This window comes from Candidatus Arsenophonus nilaparvatae, assembly GCF_045346035.1.
GTDB lineage: Bacteria > Pseudomonadota > Gammaproteobacteria > Enterobacterales > Enterobacteriaceae > Arsenophonus > Arsenophonus nilaparvatae.
Genome location: NZ_CP158507.1, coordinates 2,335,172 through 2,351,751 on the forward strand (window position 1 = coordinate 2,335,172; position 16,580 = coordinate 2,351,751).

13 protein-coding genes are annotated in these 16,580 nt (G+C 39.6%); 4 read left to right on the forward strand and 9 right to left on the reverse strand.

What is annotated here, in order from left to right:
* Positions 1-7 precede the first annotated feature (7 nt).
* A complete protein-coding gene (gppA, locus tag WH390_RS11010; RefSeq protein ID WP_032114320.1) occupies positions 8-1,513 on the forward strand; it encodes a guanosine-5'-triphosphate,3'-diphosphate diphosphatase in 1,506 nt (501 codons plus the stop codon).
* A 26-nt stretch (positions 1,514-1,539) separates the two neighbouring features.
* Here gppA and rep read toward each other — a convergent pair whose 3' ends face one another.
* Positions 1,540-3,558: a DNA helicase Rep gene (gene rep, locus WH390_RS11015; RefSeq protein ID WP_032114319.1), complete on the reverse strand. Its 2,019-nt coding sequence runs from the start codon at positions 3,556-3,558 to the stop codon at positions 1,540-1,542.
* Between the two features lie 474 nt (positions 3,559-4,032).
* Between rep and WH390_RS11020 the strand changes: the two genes are divergently transcribed.
* On the forward strand, positions 4,033-4,620 hold the full coding sequence (locus tag WH390_RS11020) for a M10 family metallopeptidase C-terminal domain-containing protein (RefSeq protein WP_052044768.1): 588 nt from the start codon (positions 4,033-4,035) through the stop codon (positions 4,618-4,620).
* Between the two features lie 422 nt (positions 4,621-5,042).
* Here the strand turns inward: WH390_RS11020 and ilvC are convergent, their stop codons facing one another.
* Entirely contained in the window at positions 5,043-6,518 is a 1,476-nt protein-coding gene (gene ilvC / locus WH390_RS11025) for a ketol-acid reductoisomerase (protein WP_032114318.1), read from the reverse strand.
* A 191-nt stretch (positions 6,519-6,709) separates the two neighbouring features.
* On the opposite strand from ilvC, the gene ilvY reads away from it, so the two are divergent.
* Entirely contained in the window at positions 6,710-7,615 is a 906-nt protein-coding gene (ilvY, locus tag WH390_RS11030) for an HTH-type transcriptional activator IlvY (protein ID WP_032114317.1), read from the forward strand.
* Here ilvY and ilvA read toward each other — a convergent pair.
* From ilvA to WH390_RS11060, 6 genes are all read right to left on the reverse strand, one after another.
* Positions 7,562-9,169, reverse strand: a complete 1,608-nt coding sequence (gene ilvA, locus WH390_RS11035; protein ID WP_052044767.1) for a threonine ammonia-lyase, biosynthetic — start codon at positions 9,167-9,169, stop codon at positions 7,562-7,564. The two genes, ilvY and ilvA, sit on opposite strands and share 54 nt — an antisense overlap.
* Before the next feature lies 1 nt (position 9,170).
* Positions 9,171-11,021 (reverse strand): dihydroxy-acid dehydratase, encoded by a 1,851-nt coding sequence (gene ilvD, locus WH390_RS11040; protein WP_032114316.1) that lies wholly within the window; start codon positions 11,019-11,021, stop codon positions 9,171-9,173.
* A gap of 63 nt (positions 11,022-11,084) precedes the next feature.
* Positions 11,085-12,011 carry a branched-chain amino acid transaminase gene (locus WH390_RS11045; protein ID WP_032114315.1) on the reverse strand — a complete coding sequence of 309 codons (927 nt, stop codon included), beginning with the start codon at positions 12,009-12,011 and terminating at the stop codon, positions 11,085-11,087.
* Positions 12,012-12,020: 9 nt separating this feature from the next.
* Positions 12,021-12,281 (reverse strand): acetolactate synthase 2 small subunit, encoded by a 261-nt coding sequence (ilvM, locus tag WH390_RS11050; protein ID WP_032114314.1) that lies wholly within the window; start codon positions 12,279-12,281, stop codon positions 12,021-12,023.
* On the reverse strand, positions 12,281-13,924 hold the full coding sequence (ilvG, locus tag WH390_RS11055; RefSeq protein WP_032114313.1) for an acetolactate synthase 2 catalytic subunit: 1,644 nt from the start codon (positions 13,922-13,924) through the stop codon (positions 12,281-12,283). The genes ilvM and ilvG overlap by 1 nt, the downstream gene beginning before the upstream one ends.
* 121 nt (positions 13,925-14,045) lie before the next feature.
* Complete coding sequence (locus WH390_RS11060) at positions 14,046-14,147, reverse strand: IlvGEDA operon leader peptide (RefSeq protein WP_129109149.1); 102 nt, start codon at positions 14,145-14,147, stop codon at positions 14,046-14,048.
* A gap of 450 nt (positions 14,148-14,597) precedes the next feature.
* Between WH390_RS11060 and WH390_RS11065 the strand changes: the two genes are divergently transcribed.
* Positions 14,598-16,124 carry a YifB family Mg chelatase-like AAA ATPase gene (locus WH390_RS11065; protein ID WP_032114312.1) on the forward strand — a complete coding sequence of 509 codons (1,527 nt, stop codon included), beginning with the start codon at positions 14,598-14,600 and terminating at the stop codon, positions 16,122-16,124.
* Between the two features lie 42 nt (positions 16,125-16,166).
* Here the strand turns inward: WH390_RS11065 and WH390_RS11070 are convergent, their stop codons facing one another.
* Positions 16,167-16,505 (reverse strand): DUF413 domain-containing protein, encoded by a 339-nt coding sequence (locus WH390_RS11070; RefSeq protein WP_032114311.1) that lies wholly within the window; start codon positions 16,503-16,505, stop codon positions 16,167-16,169.
* Between the last annotated feature and the right edge of the window lie 75 nt (positions 16,506-16,580).

A 16,580-nucleotide genomic window follows, 5' to 3' on the forward strand; every position in this document is an offset into this window, starting at 1 on the left:
AAATATTATGTTAAAATCATCGCTTTATGCAGCAATCGATCTTGGTTCTAACAGCTTTCATATGTTAGTAGTACGAGAAATTTCTGGTTATGTACAGACCCTTGCTCGCATCAAGCGTAAAGTCAGACTGGCCGCGGGTCTCGATGAAAATAACTATTTATCTCAACAAGCCATGGATCGTGGCTGGCAATGTCTGCATCTTTTTTCCGAGTATTTACAAGATATTCCTACTGAACAAGTACAAATTGTTGCTACAGCAACACTTCGTCTCGCTAAGAATGCCGACCTCTTTATTAAGCAAGGAGAAAATATTCTAGGGCATCCCATCAGAATCATTACTGGAGAAGAAGAAGCTCAACTCATTTATCAGGGAGTAGCATATACCACTGGCGGTTCAGATAAACGACTAGTGATAGATATTGGGGGTGGTAGTACTGAAATCATTACCGGTACCAATGTTAAACATAATCAACTTGTTAGCCTTAATATGGGTTGCGTTACCTGGCTTGAACACTATTTTAAAGATCGTAATCTAACCGAAGAAAATTTTGCGCAAGCTGAAACTGCCGCGCATAAGATCATTAAACCTATCGCGAACCAACTTATTGAGCAAAGTTGGCAAATTTGTGTCGGCGCTTCAGGTACAATACAGGCGATTCAAGAAATTATGCTGGCCGCTGGCATGGATGAACGTATTACGCTAGATAAATTACAATTATTAAAAAAAGTGGCAATCACCTCAGGAAAATTAGAAGAGTTGGAAATCAAGGGGTTAACACTAGAAAGTGCGCTAGTTTTTCCCAGTGGTTTAGCTATTCTAATCGCCATATTTGTAGAGTTAAAAATCGATCATATGATATTAGCAGGTGGAGCATTGCGTGAAGGATTAATCTATAACATGCTTGATCTGCCTGCAAAACAGAATATACGCGCAGTTACACTCGCTAATATTCAACATCGTTTTCAAGTTGATATTGAGCAGGCTAATCGAGTAAAGAGGCTAACCGAATATTTTTATTCACAATTAAAGAAAAGCTTTTATCGTGATAATCACCAAGTTGATGAGCTATTAAAAGGTGCCAGCGCTCTACATGAAATTGGCTTAAGTATTGACGCTCGCCATGCTACTAACCATGCCCATTATCTGATCAGCCATCTTGATATGCCAGGTTATACGCTTACGCAAAAACGCTTGTTAGCGGCTTTGCTAAAAAATCAAACTGGCCCAATTGAGTTAGCGGAATTGACTCAACAAAACGCGATTCCCCTCCAACATGCTATTCTTCTTTGTCGCCTTTTGAGACTAGCGATTATTTTTACTCTTCCTCGTCGTGACAATACCATACCGTTATTACGGCTTAGAGCAAATAAAGAAACCTTGATCCTAACATTACCTCATCAATGGTTATTGGAACATCCACTTTGTTATGAAAATTTACAGCAAGAAATTCAATGGCAAAGTAATATCAATTGGCCTTTGATACTAGAAGGACAAACTGAATTAACTCAATAAACTCAATCTTTTTTAGTTAGCAAAATTTATTTTTTATTTAACCCCAATCTCGCTCTGATATCAGCAATCGCAGACTGTCCTTTTTCCATTCGCTGTTCTGCAGTAACTATCTTTTTATTTTGTTCCCAGAGCAAATCATCTTGAGGTAACTCATGTAAAAAACGACTAATTTCTGGTCGAATAAGTTCACCATATTGACGTCGCTCCCGACAATGAGTAAAAAATAACGCTCGTTGAGCACGGGTTATTCCTACATAAGCAAGACGGCGTTCTTCATCAATATTATCTTCATCAATACTGGTTTGATGGGGTAACAACCCCTCTTCCATACCAACTAAAAAAACGTAAGGAAACTCTAGTCCTTTTGAGGCATGCAGAGTCATTAATTGTACCTGATCTAAATCTTCTGTCGTTTCTCCACGCTCCATCATATCCCGCAATGTAAAACGCGAGACAACCTGCGATAAGGTCATCGCCTCATCGATATCGTTGCCATTAACCATTTCATCCATCCAACCAAACAGTTGGTTAACATTTTTCATCCGCATCTCAGCCGCTTTGCTACTAGTTGATGTCTCGTATAACCAGCTTTCATAATCAATGTCATGCAGTAGATCTCTGACGGCAAGTAGTGGCTCGCGTTCAGCACGTTTGGCAATATTGGCTAACCAATGGGTAAAATGTTGCAATGCTGTCAAACCACGACCGGTTAAAGTTTGTTCAAGGCCGACATCAAAGCTAGCATTAAACAGGCTTTTTTGGCGCAAAATCGCCCATTCACCCAATTTTTGGATGGTTTTTGGCCCAATTTCACGTTTCGGTGTATTAACAATACGGAGAAATGCACTATCATCATCTGGATTAGTGAGGATCCGCAAATAAGCCAATATATCTTTAATTTCTGCCCGTGAAAAAAATGAAGTGCCACCTGAAATACGGTAAGGAATACGATTTTGTAACAATAATTTTTCAAATAGTCGTGATTGGTGGTTACCACGATATAAAATAGCATAATCTTTATATTGGGTTTTATTGATAAAATGGTGGGCAACCAATTCGCCGATCACACGTTCAGCCTCATGATCTTCATTGTTAGCCGTGATAACTTTTAGCACTTCACCATAACCCAATTCAGAAAATAACTTTTTATCAAAAACATGTGGATTATTAGCAATCAATATATTAGCGGCTTTCAAAATCCGGCCAGAAGAGCGATAATTTTGCTCCAGTTTGATCACATTAAGCTGAGGGAAATCGTTTTTTAGTAACGCTAAATTTTGTGGTTGAGCACCACGCCAGGAATAAATAGATTGATCATCATCACCAACAACGGTAAAACGTCCACGTTTACCCACTAACAATTTAACCAGTTGATATTGGCTAGTATTGGTATCTTGATATTCATCCACCAGCAGATAACGGATCTTTTGCTGCCAACGCGAACGCACTTCTTCATTCTCATCGAGCAAGCGAGTTGGTTTAGTAATTAAATCATCAAAATCCAGCACATTGCAGCTCGATAAATGTAATTCATAGCGCTGATAACATTCAGCAAACAGCTGATCTTTTTCTGATTTTACCTGCGCCATAACTTGTCTGGCAGTTAATAAATCACTTTTCCAGTTAGAAATTGTTGACGCTAATTGGCGTAACAGATCTTTATCATCTGCTAATAAATCAAAGGTTAGCTCTTTTAGCAAAGCCATTTGATCGTGTTCATCAAACAATGAAAAATTGGCTTTTATGCCTAATGCACTATGTTCCCGTTTAATAATTTCCAATCCTAGGGTATGAAAAGTTGAAACAATTAATCCTCTGGTTTCTTTTTTTCCTAGCGTTTGTCCTACCCGTTCTTTCATCTCTCTGGCGGCTTTATTGGTAAAAGTGACTGCCACCACCTGACGTGGTAAATATCCATGATGACGAATTAAGTAGGCTATTTTATTGGTAATAACGCGAGTTTTTCCTGAGCCCGCGCCAGCCAGCACTAAACAGGGACCGTCAACATATTCAACCGCTTGTTGTTGATTGTAATTTAATCGCATAGCGTATTAACTGAGTATTTGTCATTATTCATCATAAGCTAAAATTGTATCAGAAAGAAAATCAGTAAAAAATGTGATAAAAAAACCCGCTATTGGGTGATAAAAATATAATTGCTGAAAACCCATATCAGAGATAAAGTTGTTCTACCCTCGAATCATGACGAATTAGGGTAACTTTTCCAAAGCTATTTCATACCGTTAATAAAAAAACTTTAAAACAATTAGTTAGGGTTTTATTGTCGTTGATTTACTCCAGGCTAAACTCTCTAGTATATTTGAACTAACTATGAGTGCAAAACTATCATTGTAGTTACTGCTTAAAAGTGGGAGTATTTATGACAACTACCCACTAACCCTCTTTTAAAAAAATCAAAAATTTAAAAAATCTGCACAAATGCAGTAAAAGCTATGAGTGCTTTTAGCCTAATTTTCTAATCTAATCAGATACAACTAAATAATAAAGGAAATTCTTATATGCCAAATAATTCAATGCGCTATGGTACTGACAAAAACGATGATCTATATGGTAGTAATAGTAACGATACGTTATTTGGTAATAACGGCGATGATAAATTATCCGGTGGTAAGGGGAACGATATTTTATTCGGCGGTTGTGGCAATGATCACCTATCCGGAGGTAGTGGTGATGACCAATTATTTGGTGGTAGTGGTAACGATCACCTATTTGGAGATAGTGGTAATGATAATTTATACGGCGATAAAGGCGCTGATAGATTAACTGGTGGTGAGGGTAATGATACTTTTAACTACTTGTCACTAGATGATTCTTTGCCTGAATCGCCAGATACCATTACTGATTTTGAGATGGGTAAAGACAAAATTGATATTTCCACACTTAACATAGACTTTGATGATAATTTTGTTGCTATTCAATTAGTCGATCATTTTACTCATAGAAAAAATGAAATGTTATTTAATTACAGTGAACAAGAAAATCTAACAAAATTAATGTTGGATCATGATGGTGATGGAGTCGGTGAATTCCAAATCAACATCATAGGAAAGATGAATGATATAACTAACATTAAATTACTTATGTAAATAATTTACCGGCACTAGATAAAAGTTTGTCTATCTTGTTCTTCTCTTTTTTACTTTCTACTATTTATTGCTCCATCGTTAATGCTAATGTCGTTATTTTTTTACTGTTCATGGTGTTAATGATTAGTACATTAATCATAGGCAGTGAATGTTGTATCATATCGCTTTATATTCCCTTTCCACTCGAGTACTGACTCTATCGGCAGATATTTCGGTTTGAAACTCCCACCAAATACGGGTATATAGCAATACCCGATAGTGGTTTGCATTATTATGGCAAGCGAAAAATCTGTGTCCGTTTGAATTACACTCTAACTTAGTATGTGCTCTCTAACTTCAATCGTATAATGGAGAAACTTAAAAATTGCGTAGCTATATTTTTAGCCTATCAATAGCGCGGTAGATAAAATCTACCGTTTACATTATGCAACAGAACCAATACCTTTCATATCAGTCATATAATTACGCAGTTTATTACCTATGATCTCAATGGGATGACTACGGATCGCTGCATTGATATCCCGCAATTGCCTATTATCAATGTGGCTAGCGGCCATATTTTTCGCTAAGTCACCTGGCTGTAAAGTTGCCATAAAATCCTTGAGTAAAGGTATTGCAGCAAAAGAGAATAGATAATTACCATATTCTGCAGTATCGGAAATAACGACATTCATCTCATATAAACGTTTCCGCGCAATGGTATTCGCAATCAATGGTAATTCATGTAATGATTCATAATAAGCAGACTCCGCAATAATACCGGCTTGCAGCATAGTTTCATAAGCTAATTCAACCCCGGCTTTAGTCATCGCAACTAATAAAAGACCATGGTCAAAATAATCCTGCTCTAAAATTTTCCCATTATATTCTGGATAATTTTCAAACGCTGTTTGCCTGGTTTCTGCCCGCCAAGACAGTAAATTTTTATCATTATTATTCCAATCTGCCATCATGGTAGATGAAAATTTGCCGGACATAATGTCGTCCATATGTTGCTGAAATAATGGCGCCATGATTTCTTTTAGCTGTTCAGATAATACAAATGCCCGCAATTTAGCTGAATTAGATAAACGATCCATCATCAGTGTAATACCGCCGTGTTTTAACGCTTCGGTTATCGTTTCCCAACCATATTGTAATAATTTTCCTGCATAACCCGGCTCAATACCATCTGCAACCATTTTGTCATAACAAAGCAAGGAGCCAGCTTGAAGCATGCCACACAAGATGGTTTGTTCACCCATCAGATCTGATTTTACTTCGGCAACAAAAGAGGATTCAAGCACACCCGCGTGATGACCTCCTGTAGCAGCAGCCCATGCTTTCGCAATGGCTATTCCTTCACCTTGCGGATCATTTTCCGAATGAACGGCAATCAACGTTGGTACGCCAAAACCACGCAGATACTCTTCACGTACTTCGGTTCCCGGGCATTTCGGCGCAACCATAATAACGGTAATATCCTGACGGATCTGTTCACCTACCTCAACGATATTGAAACCATGTGAGTAACCTAATACTGCACCTAGTTTCATTAATGGCTGAATAGCTTGTATTACAGCAGAATGTTGTTTATCCGGAGTTAAATTAATGACTAAATCCGCTTGTGGAATTAATGTTTCGTAACTACCAACAGTAAAACCATTTTCTACCGCCTGACACCATGAAGGGCGCTTTTCTTCAATCGCTTCTTTGCGCAATGCATAGGCAATATCCAGACCTGAATCACGCATATTCAATCCCTGGTTTAGACCTTGCGCACCACAGCCAACAATCACAATTTTTTTATCTTTTAAATAACTGGCTCCATCAACAAATTCATCACTGGCCATAAAACGACACTTACTTAATTGCAATAATTGTTGGCGCAGATCTAAGGTATTAAAATAATTAGCCATCGATTAATTTCCTTCATAATTTCAGTAATTTATTGTACATTTTCTATTGTTTTATTCTCAGATTATTTAACAAAGAAGCGTTTATATGATCACTATATGCGATCAAAAATATTGCGTAAATTGATATATTTAAAATATTATATTGCAAAATTTGCAACATCAGTTTGTCACTTTTTATCACAGGAGGCGTGATGAATATTCGCGATCTAAAGTTATTTTTACATCTAGCTGATAGCTGTCACTTCGGACGCACTGCTAATGCAATGCATATCAGTCCATCTACATTATCTCGCCAAATACAACGTCTGGAAGAAAGTTTTGGTCACATTTTATTTATGCGTGATAATAGAACCGTACGCCTCACCGAAGCAGGAAAACAATTTAAACAATTTGCCCAGCAAACACTGTTTGAATATCAGCAAGTTCGTCACTCACTTAACCAACAGAGTGCCTTATTGACCGGTGAATTACGCCTATTTTGCTCAGTCACTGCCGCCTATAGTCACTTACCTAAGCTCCTGGATAACTTTAGATTAGAAAATCCTTTAATCGAAATTAAATTAACCACTGGCGACGCAGCGGATGCGGTCAATAAAGTTGCCAGCCAAGCTGCCGATTTGGCGATTGCCGGTAAACCTGAAAAACTACCTGATAATATTTTATTTAACAAATTAGGTGAAATTCCGTTGGTTTTAATTGCCCCATCATTAGCTGGAACGATCCGTCAACAAATTACGCAACCACAGCCGAACTGGCAACAAATTCCCTTTATCTTGCCAGAGCACGGACCTGCCCGCCAAAGAATTGCACTTTGGTTTCAACACCAAGCTATTAATAATCCGTTAATTTATGCTACCGTGTCAGGCCATGAAGCTATTGTATCAATGGTTGCGCTCGGTTGTGGTATTGCATTAATACCAAAGGTTGTGGTCGATAATAGCCCAGAATCGATCCGCCATCGTATTCTACAACTTGACCCTATTTCTCCCGTTGAACCTTTTGATCTTGGCGTTTGTGTTTTAAATAAACGTCTTAATGAACCATTAATTCGAGCATTCTGGCAGTTGCTGACTGTTGCCAATATGCGCAGTCAATAACTGACTATGCGGCGCTAAAAAGAATTGGAATGAAGTATTATTGGTTTCATCATAATATTCATAACCCAATGCAGCGAGATGTTGCTCAAAAAGGGCTTCAGAACCGGATAGTTCAAATGCCGCTAAAACACGCCCATAATCAGTGCCATGACTGCGATAATGGAAAAGGGTAATATTCCAATAGCTACCTAATGTTTGCAAAAACTTAAGTAGCGCGCCAGGTGACTCTGGAAAGACAAAACTTAATAGCCGTTCATTCAGTGGCTTTGACGGACGTCCACCCACCATATAACGCACATGGAGCCTAGCCATTTCATCATGGGAAAGATCGGTAACGTCATAATCCGCTTGTTGTAAGTCAGCAACAATATCAGCAGATTCGTCAACCCCATAGCTCAACCGGACACCAACAAAAATACGCGCTTGCTCTGAATTTATATCGCTATAGCGATAATTAAATTCAGTAACACTACGCTTACCCAATACTTGGCAGAAACGCAAAAAACTCCCTTGTTGCTCAGGGATGGTGACAGCGAATAATGCTTCTCGTTGTTCGCCTAATTCACAACGCTCTGAAACATAACGTAAACCATGAAAATTGATATTAGCACCCGTTAAAATATGCGCTAAACGTTCACCTTTTATGTCATGCTGCTGAACATATTTCTTTAAACCGGCTAATGCCACTGCCCCTGCTGGCTCGGCGATAGCACGAACCTCTTCGAATAAATCTTTAATCGCAGCACAAATATTATCACTATTGACCGTAATAATATCATCGACATATTTTTGACACAGCCGAAAACTTTCATCGCCAATACGCTTAACGGCCACCCCCTCAGCAAATAAGCCAACACTGGGTAAATCTACCGGATACCCGGCGGCTAAAGCGGCCTTAAGACAAGCGGCATCTTCTGCCTCAACAGCAATAATTTTAATTTCAGGCATTAATTGTTTGATCAAGATCGCTACACCGGCAATCAATCCTCCACCACCAACCGGCACAAAAATACGATCAAGGTGAGGAGCTTGTTGTAGCAATTCCATCGCTATTGTTGCTTGACCCGCGATCACTGCCGGATGATCAAAAGGTGGCACATAGGTGTATCCCTCCTGATGAGCAATTTCAATCGCTTTAGCTTTCGCCTCATCAAAATTTACCCCATATAAAAGCACTTCAGCCTGCAACCGCCGAACAGCATCAACTTTAATATCAGCAGTGGCTAATGGCATCACAATCAATGCCGGGATCCCTATCCGACTAGCCGATAACGCAACACCTTGCGCATGATTACCGGCCGAAGCGGTAATGACACCATTAGCTCGTTGCTGTGCTGACAAACCAGCAATCATGTTATAAGCACCACGTAGCTTAAAACTATGCATTAATTGAAGATCTTCACGCTTAACCAAAATGACATTATCAAACCGTTCGGAGATTTTTTTCATCTCCTGTAATGGAGTGATTTGTGCTACTTGATAAACTGGCGCTTTTAACGCCGCGGTTAAATAATCCTCTGCCGATGGTGAACTTTGCAAAGAAGAAAGCGCCATTTTATTCCCCCAGCTTCGCTTTATCACGCACCGCCCCCTTATCTGCACTTGTTGCTAATGCAGCATAAGCGCGTAGAGCAAAAGAAACTTTACGTTCACGCTTGCGTGGCGTCCATGCTTTTTCACCACGCTGTAATTCAGATTGCTTACGTTGATGCAATATTTCCCTATCGATATTTAAGGCAATCTTGCGAGCAGGAATATCAATATCAATAAGATCGCCATCTTCAATCAAGGCAATCAAACCGCCACTTGCCGCTTCTGGCGAAATATGGCCAACTGATAATCCAGAGCTACCACCAGAAAAGCGACCATCAGTAATTAATGCACAGCTACTCGCTAATCCCATTGATTTAAGATAAGAAGTTGGATAAAGCATTTCCTGCATGCCTGGCCCTCCTCTTGGTCCTTCATAACGAATTACCACTATGTCACCAGCCACGATCTTACCACTCAATATTGCTGTTACCGCCTCTTCTTGACTATCAAATACCTTGGCCAAACCACGAAATATCAGACAATTTTCATCAACACCTGCGGTTTTGACAATACAACCATCTTCAGCCAGGTTGCCAAATAAAACCGCCAGCCCTCCATCCTGACTATATGCATGGGCTAAATTGCGAATACAGCCTGTTTGACGATCGAGATCTAAAGATGGCCAACGACATGTTTGTGAAAATGCTTGAGTAGTGCGAATACCAGCCGGCCCTGCGGCATACATCTGTTTCACCGCATCATCTTGCGTCAATATGACATCATACTGCGCTAACATTTGAGTGACGTTCAAACCAAGAATATTTTTTACCTGACGATTAAGTAATTGCGCGCGATCTAATTCACCTAAAATAGCGATCACCCCACCGGCTCGATGAACATCTTCCATATGATATTTGGCAATGCTCGGTGCTACTTTACACAAATGCGGTACTTTACGTGATAACCGATCAATGTCTGCCATAGTGAAATCAACCTCAGCTTCCTGCGCTGCTGCTAATAGATGTAATACCGTATTAGTCGATCCGCCCATGGCAATATCGAGGGTCATCGCATTTTCAAATGCAGCTTTGCTGGCAATATTGCGAGGTAAAACACTGTCATCATCCTGCTCATAATATTTTTTCGTGATCTCAACAATACGTTTACCCGCAGCCAAGAATAACTGTTTACGATCGCGATGCGTTGCCAGTAAAGAACCATTGCCAGGCAAAGATAATCCTAATACCTCCGTCAAACAGTTCATTGAATTAGCGGTAAACATGCCTGAACATGAACCGCAAGTCGGGCAGGCTGAACGTTCAATTTGTTCGCTTTCTTTATCACTGATAGCCGGATCTGCACTTTTGATCATAGCATCGACCAAATCTAGTTTAATAATTTGATCAGAAAGTTTGGTTTTGCCTGCCTCCATCGGACCACCCGATACAAAAACAACCGGAATATTTAAACGCAACGCGGCCATCAGCATTCCTGGTGTGATTTTGTCACAATTAGAAATACAAACCATCGCATCGGCACAATGAGCATTAACCATATATTCAACGGAATCAGCAATAAGCTCGCGGGAGGGCAACGAATACAACATACCACCATGCCCCATAGCAATACCATCATCAACAGCAATGGTATTAAACTCTTTTGCCACACCACCAACGGCTTCTATTTGCTTAGCCACTAACTGACCAAGATCACGCAGATGCACATGACCGGGGACAAATTGAGTAAATGAATTGACAACAGCAATAATTGGCTTACCAAAATCAGCGTCAGTCATTCCTGTTGCCCGCCAAAGTGCCCTTGCACCAGCCATATTACGACCATTGACCGTTGTAGCAGAACGATATTCTGGCATTTTTGCTCCCTTGGTATAAAAATTGACGATAACTAGCCGCCAATAAACATCTATTAATTTGAACTAACTATTGACAGGATCTAACCAATCCCATTTGTCTTTGGTCGAACCATCAAATAAACCGAAAAAAGCCTGCTGGATACGCTTGGTTACTGGGCCACAATGACCGGCTCCAACTTGTATTCCATCAACGCTACGAACTGGCGTAATCTCAGCCGCTGTGCCGGTCATAAAAATTTCATCAGCCAGATACAACGATTCACGTGATAACATCTGTTCACGGACTTCAAATCCCAATTCAGTGGCCAACTTAATAATCGCATCACGTGTGATGCCGGGTAGTGCCGATGAGGTAAATGGCGGTGTAAAAAGTACGTTATCTTTAACTTCAAATAGGTTCTCACCCGCCCCTTCGGAAATATAACCACTAACATCTAACGCTATTCCTTCCTGATAGCCATGGCGTCGAGCTTCACTACCTACCAGTAAAGAGGATAGATAATTACCACCGGCTTTAGCCGCAGTCGGGATGGTATTGGGTGCGGCGCGATGCCAGGACGAAACCATCGCATCAATACCTTGTTCGAGTGCTTTTTCACCGAGATAAGTTCCCCAAGGAAAAGCCGCAATAATGACATCCGTTTTGTAACCTGGTGGCGGATTAACTCCCATACCAACATCACCAATAAAAACAAGTGGTCTAATATAGGCACTAACCAACTTATTTTTACCAATCGTTTTGCGACAAGCTGCCATCAACTCATCAACACTTTGGCTTAAAGGCATGCGATAAATTTTGGCTGAATCATGTAAACGCTGCATATGCTCACGATGGCGAAAAATTACTGGCCCTTGATGAGAGTGATAACAGCGAATACCTTCAAAAACCGAAGTACCATAATGTAAAGAGTGAGACATAACATGTATCTTTGCCTCCGCCCAGGGCACCATTTCTCCATTGAACCAAATATAATCTGCTTTTTTTGTCATTTTTTTACCTTACATTACGATGGATTGTTTGGCAGCTTGTTGCTTGATTTCAATATCAAAAACATCTGCCAATTTAATTAACTGGGAACAAAGTAGGTTTAGTGGACGCTGACTATTAACCGTTATTTCAATGCTAACGTTATTTCCACCTAATACCTGACTCATGCTTATTGCATTAACCTGAAAACCGCGATGACGGGTCACCCGCAAAATGCGCTCTAAGACCTCTGGCCGAAAGCGCGCTTCAATATTTAATTGATATTCTCTCATCAGGGTTTCTCCATCATTTTTTCATTGCTGGCACCAGGAGGAACCAATGGCCAAACATTTTCTAATTCATCAACAGATACCTGTAGCAAATATGGTCCTGCATGACTGAATAATCTATCAAGTGCGTCATTAATTTCTGAAGTATGCGTAATACGCTGACCGGCAATATCGAATGATGCGGCTAATGCGATAAAATCTGGGTTATCCGTTAACTGAGTTTCACTGTAGCGTTGTTGAAAAAATAACTCTTGCCACTGACGTACCATGCCCAAACGTTGGTTATCGATAAGCACAATTTTGATCGGTAATTGTTTGCGTTTTATGGTGGCTAATTCCTGAATATTCATCATAAAAGAACCATCACCTGAAATACAAATAACCGCTGCATTAGGGCGGGCTAACTGAGCGCCGATTGCAGCTGGAATACCAAATCCCATTGAACCTAATCCAATTGAGGTAATAAAATTCTCTGGAGCTCGAAATGCCATATGCTGTGCCGTCCACATCTGATGTTGCCCAACATCTGTTGTAACAATGGTGTCAACATGCATACGTTCTGAGATTTGTTTTAACATAGCAGGGGCATCGATAGCATCCCCTGTATGGTTATAATTCCATTCATACTCTTTTTTCAACGCGCTGACTTTTGTTTGCCATGAAGCAATATTTAATGGTCTAGCTAATCGCGGTAATAATAGTTTTGCATCACCGAGCAAACAAACGTGCGCCTGACACAATTTATTCAATTCAGCATGATCTATATCTAAATGGATGACTTTGGCATTAGGGGCAAATGTATTCAATTTACCGGTCACACGATCATCAAACCTGGCGCCAACCGCCAACAATAGATCACATTCCTGCACAGCAAAATTTGCCGCTTTACTGCCATGCATACCCAACATTCCCAAATAATGCGGATCATCTGCTGTGACAGCACCGAGCCCCTTTAATGTAGAAACTGTAGGTAATCCTGAGATAGCAATAAAATCCCTCAACTCAGCGACCGCCCCTGACATACCAACACCGCCACCCACATACAAAATAGGTTGTTTCGCTTGCTCCATAATTTCACATGCAGTAGCTAATTGATAAGTAGAATAAAATGGTTTTTGTTCAACTGGCATCAAATAAGGCAGCGAATGAGTTGTCTGCAACTGTATATCTTTGGGAATATCAATTAAAACTGGGCCTGGACGACCCGTTGTTGCAATACTGAAAGCCTCAGTAATAACCTGTGGCAACATATCAACAGAATCCACTAAGAAACTGTGTTTTGTACAAGCTAAAGAAAGACTTAAAACATCAACTTCCTGAAAGGCATCTGTGCCAATAAGCTCCAAAGCAACCTGTCCTGTTATGGCAACGATAGGCACTGAATCTAATAATGCATCGGCTAAACCAGTGATCAAATTGGTTGCTCCTGGTCCTGATGTTGCAATACAGACTCCTGGTTTATTCGTTGCTCTTGCATAACCAATAGCAGCCATAACAGCACCTTGCTCATGGCGACATAAGAGATGTTCTAAATCACTATCATACAAAGCGTCATAAACAGGCATAATGGCCCCCCCTGGATAACCAAAAATCTGTTCAACCCCTTGGGTAATTAATGCCTGAACTAACCATTGTGCTCCATTCATTGTTCTACTCCAGCAACCTAATTTATTGGTTTATTTTTCTAAACTCTCACCGACAACTAAAATTTAAAGCTAAAAAAAACCCCGCGCCTTTCGGTGCGGGGTTCTTGTGAAATCTGGCTAGTTATTCTGCCTTTCTTCTTCCAAGTGCTGCCCCGCACGGTGGGATAATCACCACCACGCTCACAATAATTAGGTTAATTATTAGGGCAAATACCTTCGTCATAATATCCGTTCTTTGATCTTGATAATTTATTTAGTTATTTAGAGTTAACACGTTGACACTTATTTGACAATACTTATTTTATTTTTTTATCGAAAAATAAAAAATTACGACTAAAATCAATAAGTAAACCTCATCATAAAATAATTTCATTAAAAAAAGAAAATAATTAAAATAAAAAACTATTAAATGCAGTTAATGCAAAAAATTTAACCAAAAAGCCATTTGATTATAAAATGATAAACCACAGCTTATTAATTAATGTCAGAAATTGTAATACAGACAATTAATGGCTAATTTTCATCATCAAAAATGGCAGCGCTGTCCTAAAAAATTACCACAAAAGTAAAAATTTCGGCTACTTCTCTAACAACCTTCCCATATTCACCAAAAGCTAGTTGTACCTAATTTACTAACTAAGAAAATAGTGACATGACATTTTAGGGAGGAAATATGGCACTAGCGGTTATTTACACCAGAGCTTCAATCGGTATGAATGCCCCACGGGTAACAGTTGAGGCACATATTAGTAATGGGCTACCTGGACTCACCCTAGTAGGGTTGCCAGAAACAGCCGTCAAAGAAGCGCGGGATCGTGTCAGAAGTGCTTTAATTAATAGTGGTTTTCAGTATCCATCTAAAAGAATAACTATCAATTTAGCGCCTGCCGATTTGCCAAAAGAAGGCGGACGTTATGATCTAGCTATCGCACTCGCTATCTTAGCGGCATCGGAACAAATTACATCAATAAAATTAAATCAATTCGAATTCCTTGGCGAATTAGCACTTTCTGGTCAAATTCGTCGAATAACAGGGGTAATAACAGCGGCACAAGCAGCATTAAAAAATCAGCGTAAATTGATCACTTCCCTAGAAAACACAAATGAATTAAATTTGTTACCAACAGAAAGTGTCTATTTTTGTGAACATCTATTAGCTGTTTGTCATTTCTTACATGATCAAAATACTTTATCCCACAATCAAGAAACACCTATCACCAACCATAAGCACTCTAATATAACAGATATCAATGATATTATTGGCCAACAACATGCCAAGCGCGCATTAGAGATAACCGCCGCAGGAGGACATAACCTTTTACTACTTGGCCCACCAGGCACAGGTAAAACCATGCTTGCCAACCGCCTTATTACTATCCTGCCTGATCTCACCAATCAAGAAGCGCTAGAGATAGCGTCAATAAAAAGTTTATGTGATATCTCATTTGATAACGAAAAATGGCTTACACGGCCATTTAGAGCACCTCATCACAGTGCTTCTATGGCAGCATTAATTGGTGGAGGAAGCTTACCCAAACCGGGAGAAATATCCTTAGCCCATAATGGCATTTTATTTCTTGATGAACTCGCCGAATTTGAACGAAAAGTACTCGACTCACTTAGGGAACCGCTAGAGTCTGGAGAAATAATAATTTCACGTGCAAAAGCTAAAGTTAATTTTCCAGCCAATATTCAACTTATTGCCGCCTTAAATCCCAGCGCTATGGGCCACTATAAAGGCATATATAACCGAGCCAGCCCAAAACAGATCCTCCGTTATTTAGCAAAGATATCTGGACCATTCTTAGATCGTTTTGATCTCTCTATAGAGGTACCTCTGTTACCGCTAGGTACTTTAAGCCACTCTACACCTACAAATGAAACCAGTTTCGATATAAAACAACGTGTAATACAGGCAAGAAAGCAACAAATTGAACGTTCAGGTAAAATTAATGCAAAACTAAATAGCAAAGAAGCCGCACTTTTTTGTAAACTAAAACCAAATGACGCCCTTTTTTTAGAAACAACATTAAATAAACTTGGCCTCTCAATCAGAGCTTGGCATCGTATACTGAAAGTTTCACGGACCATTGCCGATTTAAAACAGCAACAACAAATTGAAAAAATTGATATTATTGAAGCAATTAGCTATCGCAGTATGGATAAGCTACTTATTCAATTACAAAAACAAATTGAATAATTAAGGGGTATTAAAACCCCTTTTTTTAGAACTATGATGATATTAATCATCAGTATCAGTATAGTCTTCTGAGGGATCCAGTTGTGGTTTACCTCCAGATAAGGTATGAAAACGCTTAGGTCGGCTAATACGAGTCATATACTTAGACCATACTTTTTCTTCTGGTGTCACAGGTTCGCGTTCACCGCGACACATAGCAACAAAAAGTTTTTCTTCTTCTGTCTGAGGTTGACGCTTACCTAAATCAAGTTCATTGAAAGCTTGACCGCAACATTCTAACAACTGAGCTTCTTTAATGGTGAAATCACCATGACGAGAAAAACCTCGAGGATAATTTTTATTATCAAAAAAACGATTAGTCGTGATAAAGCTTTCTGCCATCTAACACACTCCTACCTCTCTAATGTCACACTCATTATGGCGCGGAGTATTAGTTAGCAATTGCATTCTGTAAAA

Excerpts from the sequence above, each read along its gene's own strand:
- WH390_RS11070 (WP_032114311.1), bottom strand. The coding sequence starts at position 16,505 with ATGGCAGAAAGCTTTATCACGACTAATCGTTTTTTTGATAATAAAAAT.
- ilvC (WP_032114318.1), bottom strand. The coding sequence starts at position 6,518 with ATGGCTAATTATTTTAATACCTTAGATCTGCGCCAACAATTATTGCAA.
- ilvD (WP_032114316.1), bottom strand. The coding sequence starts at position 11,021 with ATGCCAGAATATCGTTCTGCTACAACGGTCAATGGTCGTAATATGGCT.
- WH390_RS11045 (WP_032114315.1), bottom strand. The coding sequence starts at position 12,011 with ATGACAAAAAAAGCAGATTATATTTGGTTCAATGGAGAAATGGTGCCC.
- ilvA (WP_052044767.1), bottom strand. The coding sequence starts at position 9,169 with ATGGCGCTTTCTTCTTTGCAAAGTTCACCATCGGCAGAGGATTATTTA.
- WH390_RS11065 (WP_032114312.1), top strand. The coding sequence starts at position 14,598 with ATGGCACTAGCGGTTATTTACACCAGAGCTTCAATCGGTATGAATGCC.
- ilvM (WP_032114314.1), bottom strand. The coding sequence starts at position 12,281 with ATGAGAGAATATCAATTAAATATTGAAGCGCGCTTTCGGCCAGAGGTC.
- gppA (WP_032114320.1), top strand. The coding sequence starts at position 8 with ATGTTAAAATCATCGCTTTATGCAGCAATCGATCTTGGTTCTAACAGC.
- WH390_RS11060 (WP_129109149.1), bottom strand. The coding sequence starts at position 14,147 with ATGACGAAGGTATTTGCCCTAATAATTAACCTAATTATTGTGAGCGTG.
- ilvG (WP_032114313.1), bottom strand. The coding sequence starts at position 13,924 with ATGAATGGAGCACAATGGTTAGTTCAGGCATTAATTACCCAAGGGGTT.
- rep (WP_032114319.1), bottom strand. The coding sequence starts at position 3,558 with ATGCGATTAAATTACAATCAACAACAAGCGGTTGAATATGTTGACGGT.
- ilvY (WP_032114317.1), top strand. The coding sequence starts at position 6,710 with ATGAATATTCGCGATCTAAAGTTATTTTTACATCTAGCTGATAGCTGT.
- WH390_RS11020 (WP_052044768.1), top strand. The coding sequence starts at position 4,033 with ATGCCAAATAATTCAATGCGCTATGGTACTGACAAAAACGATGATCTA.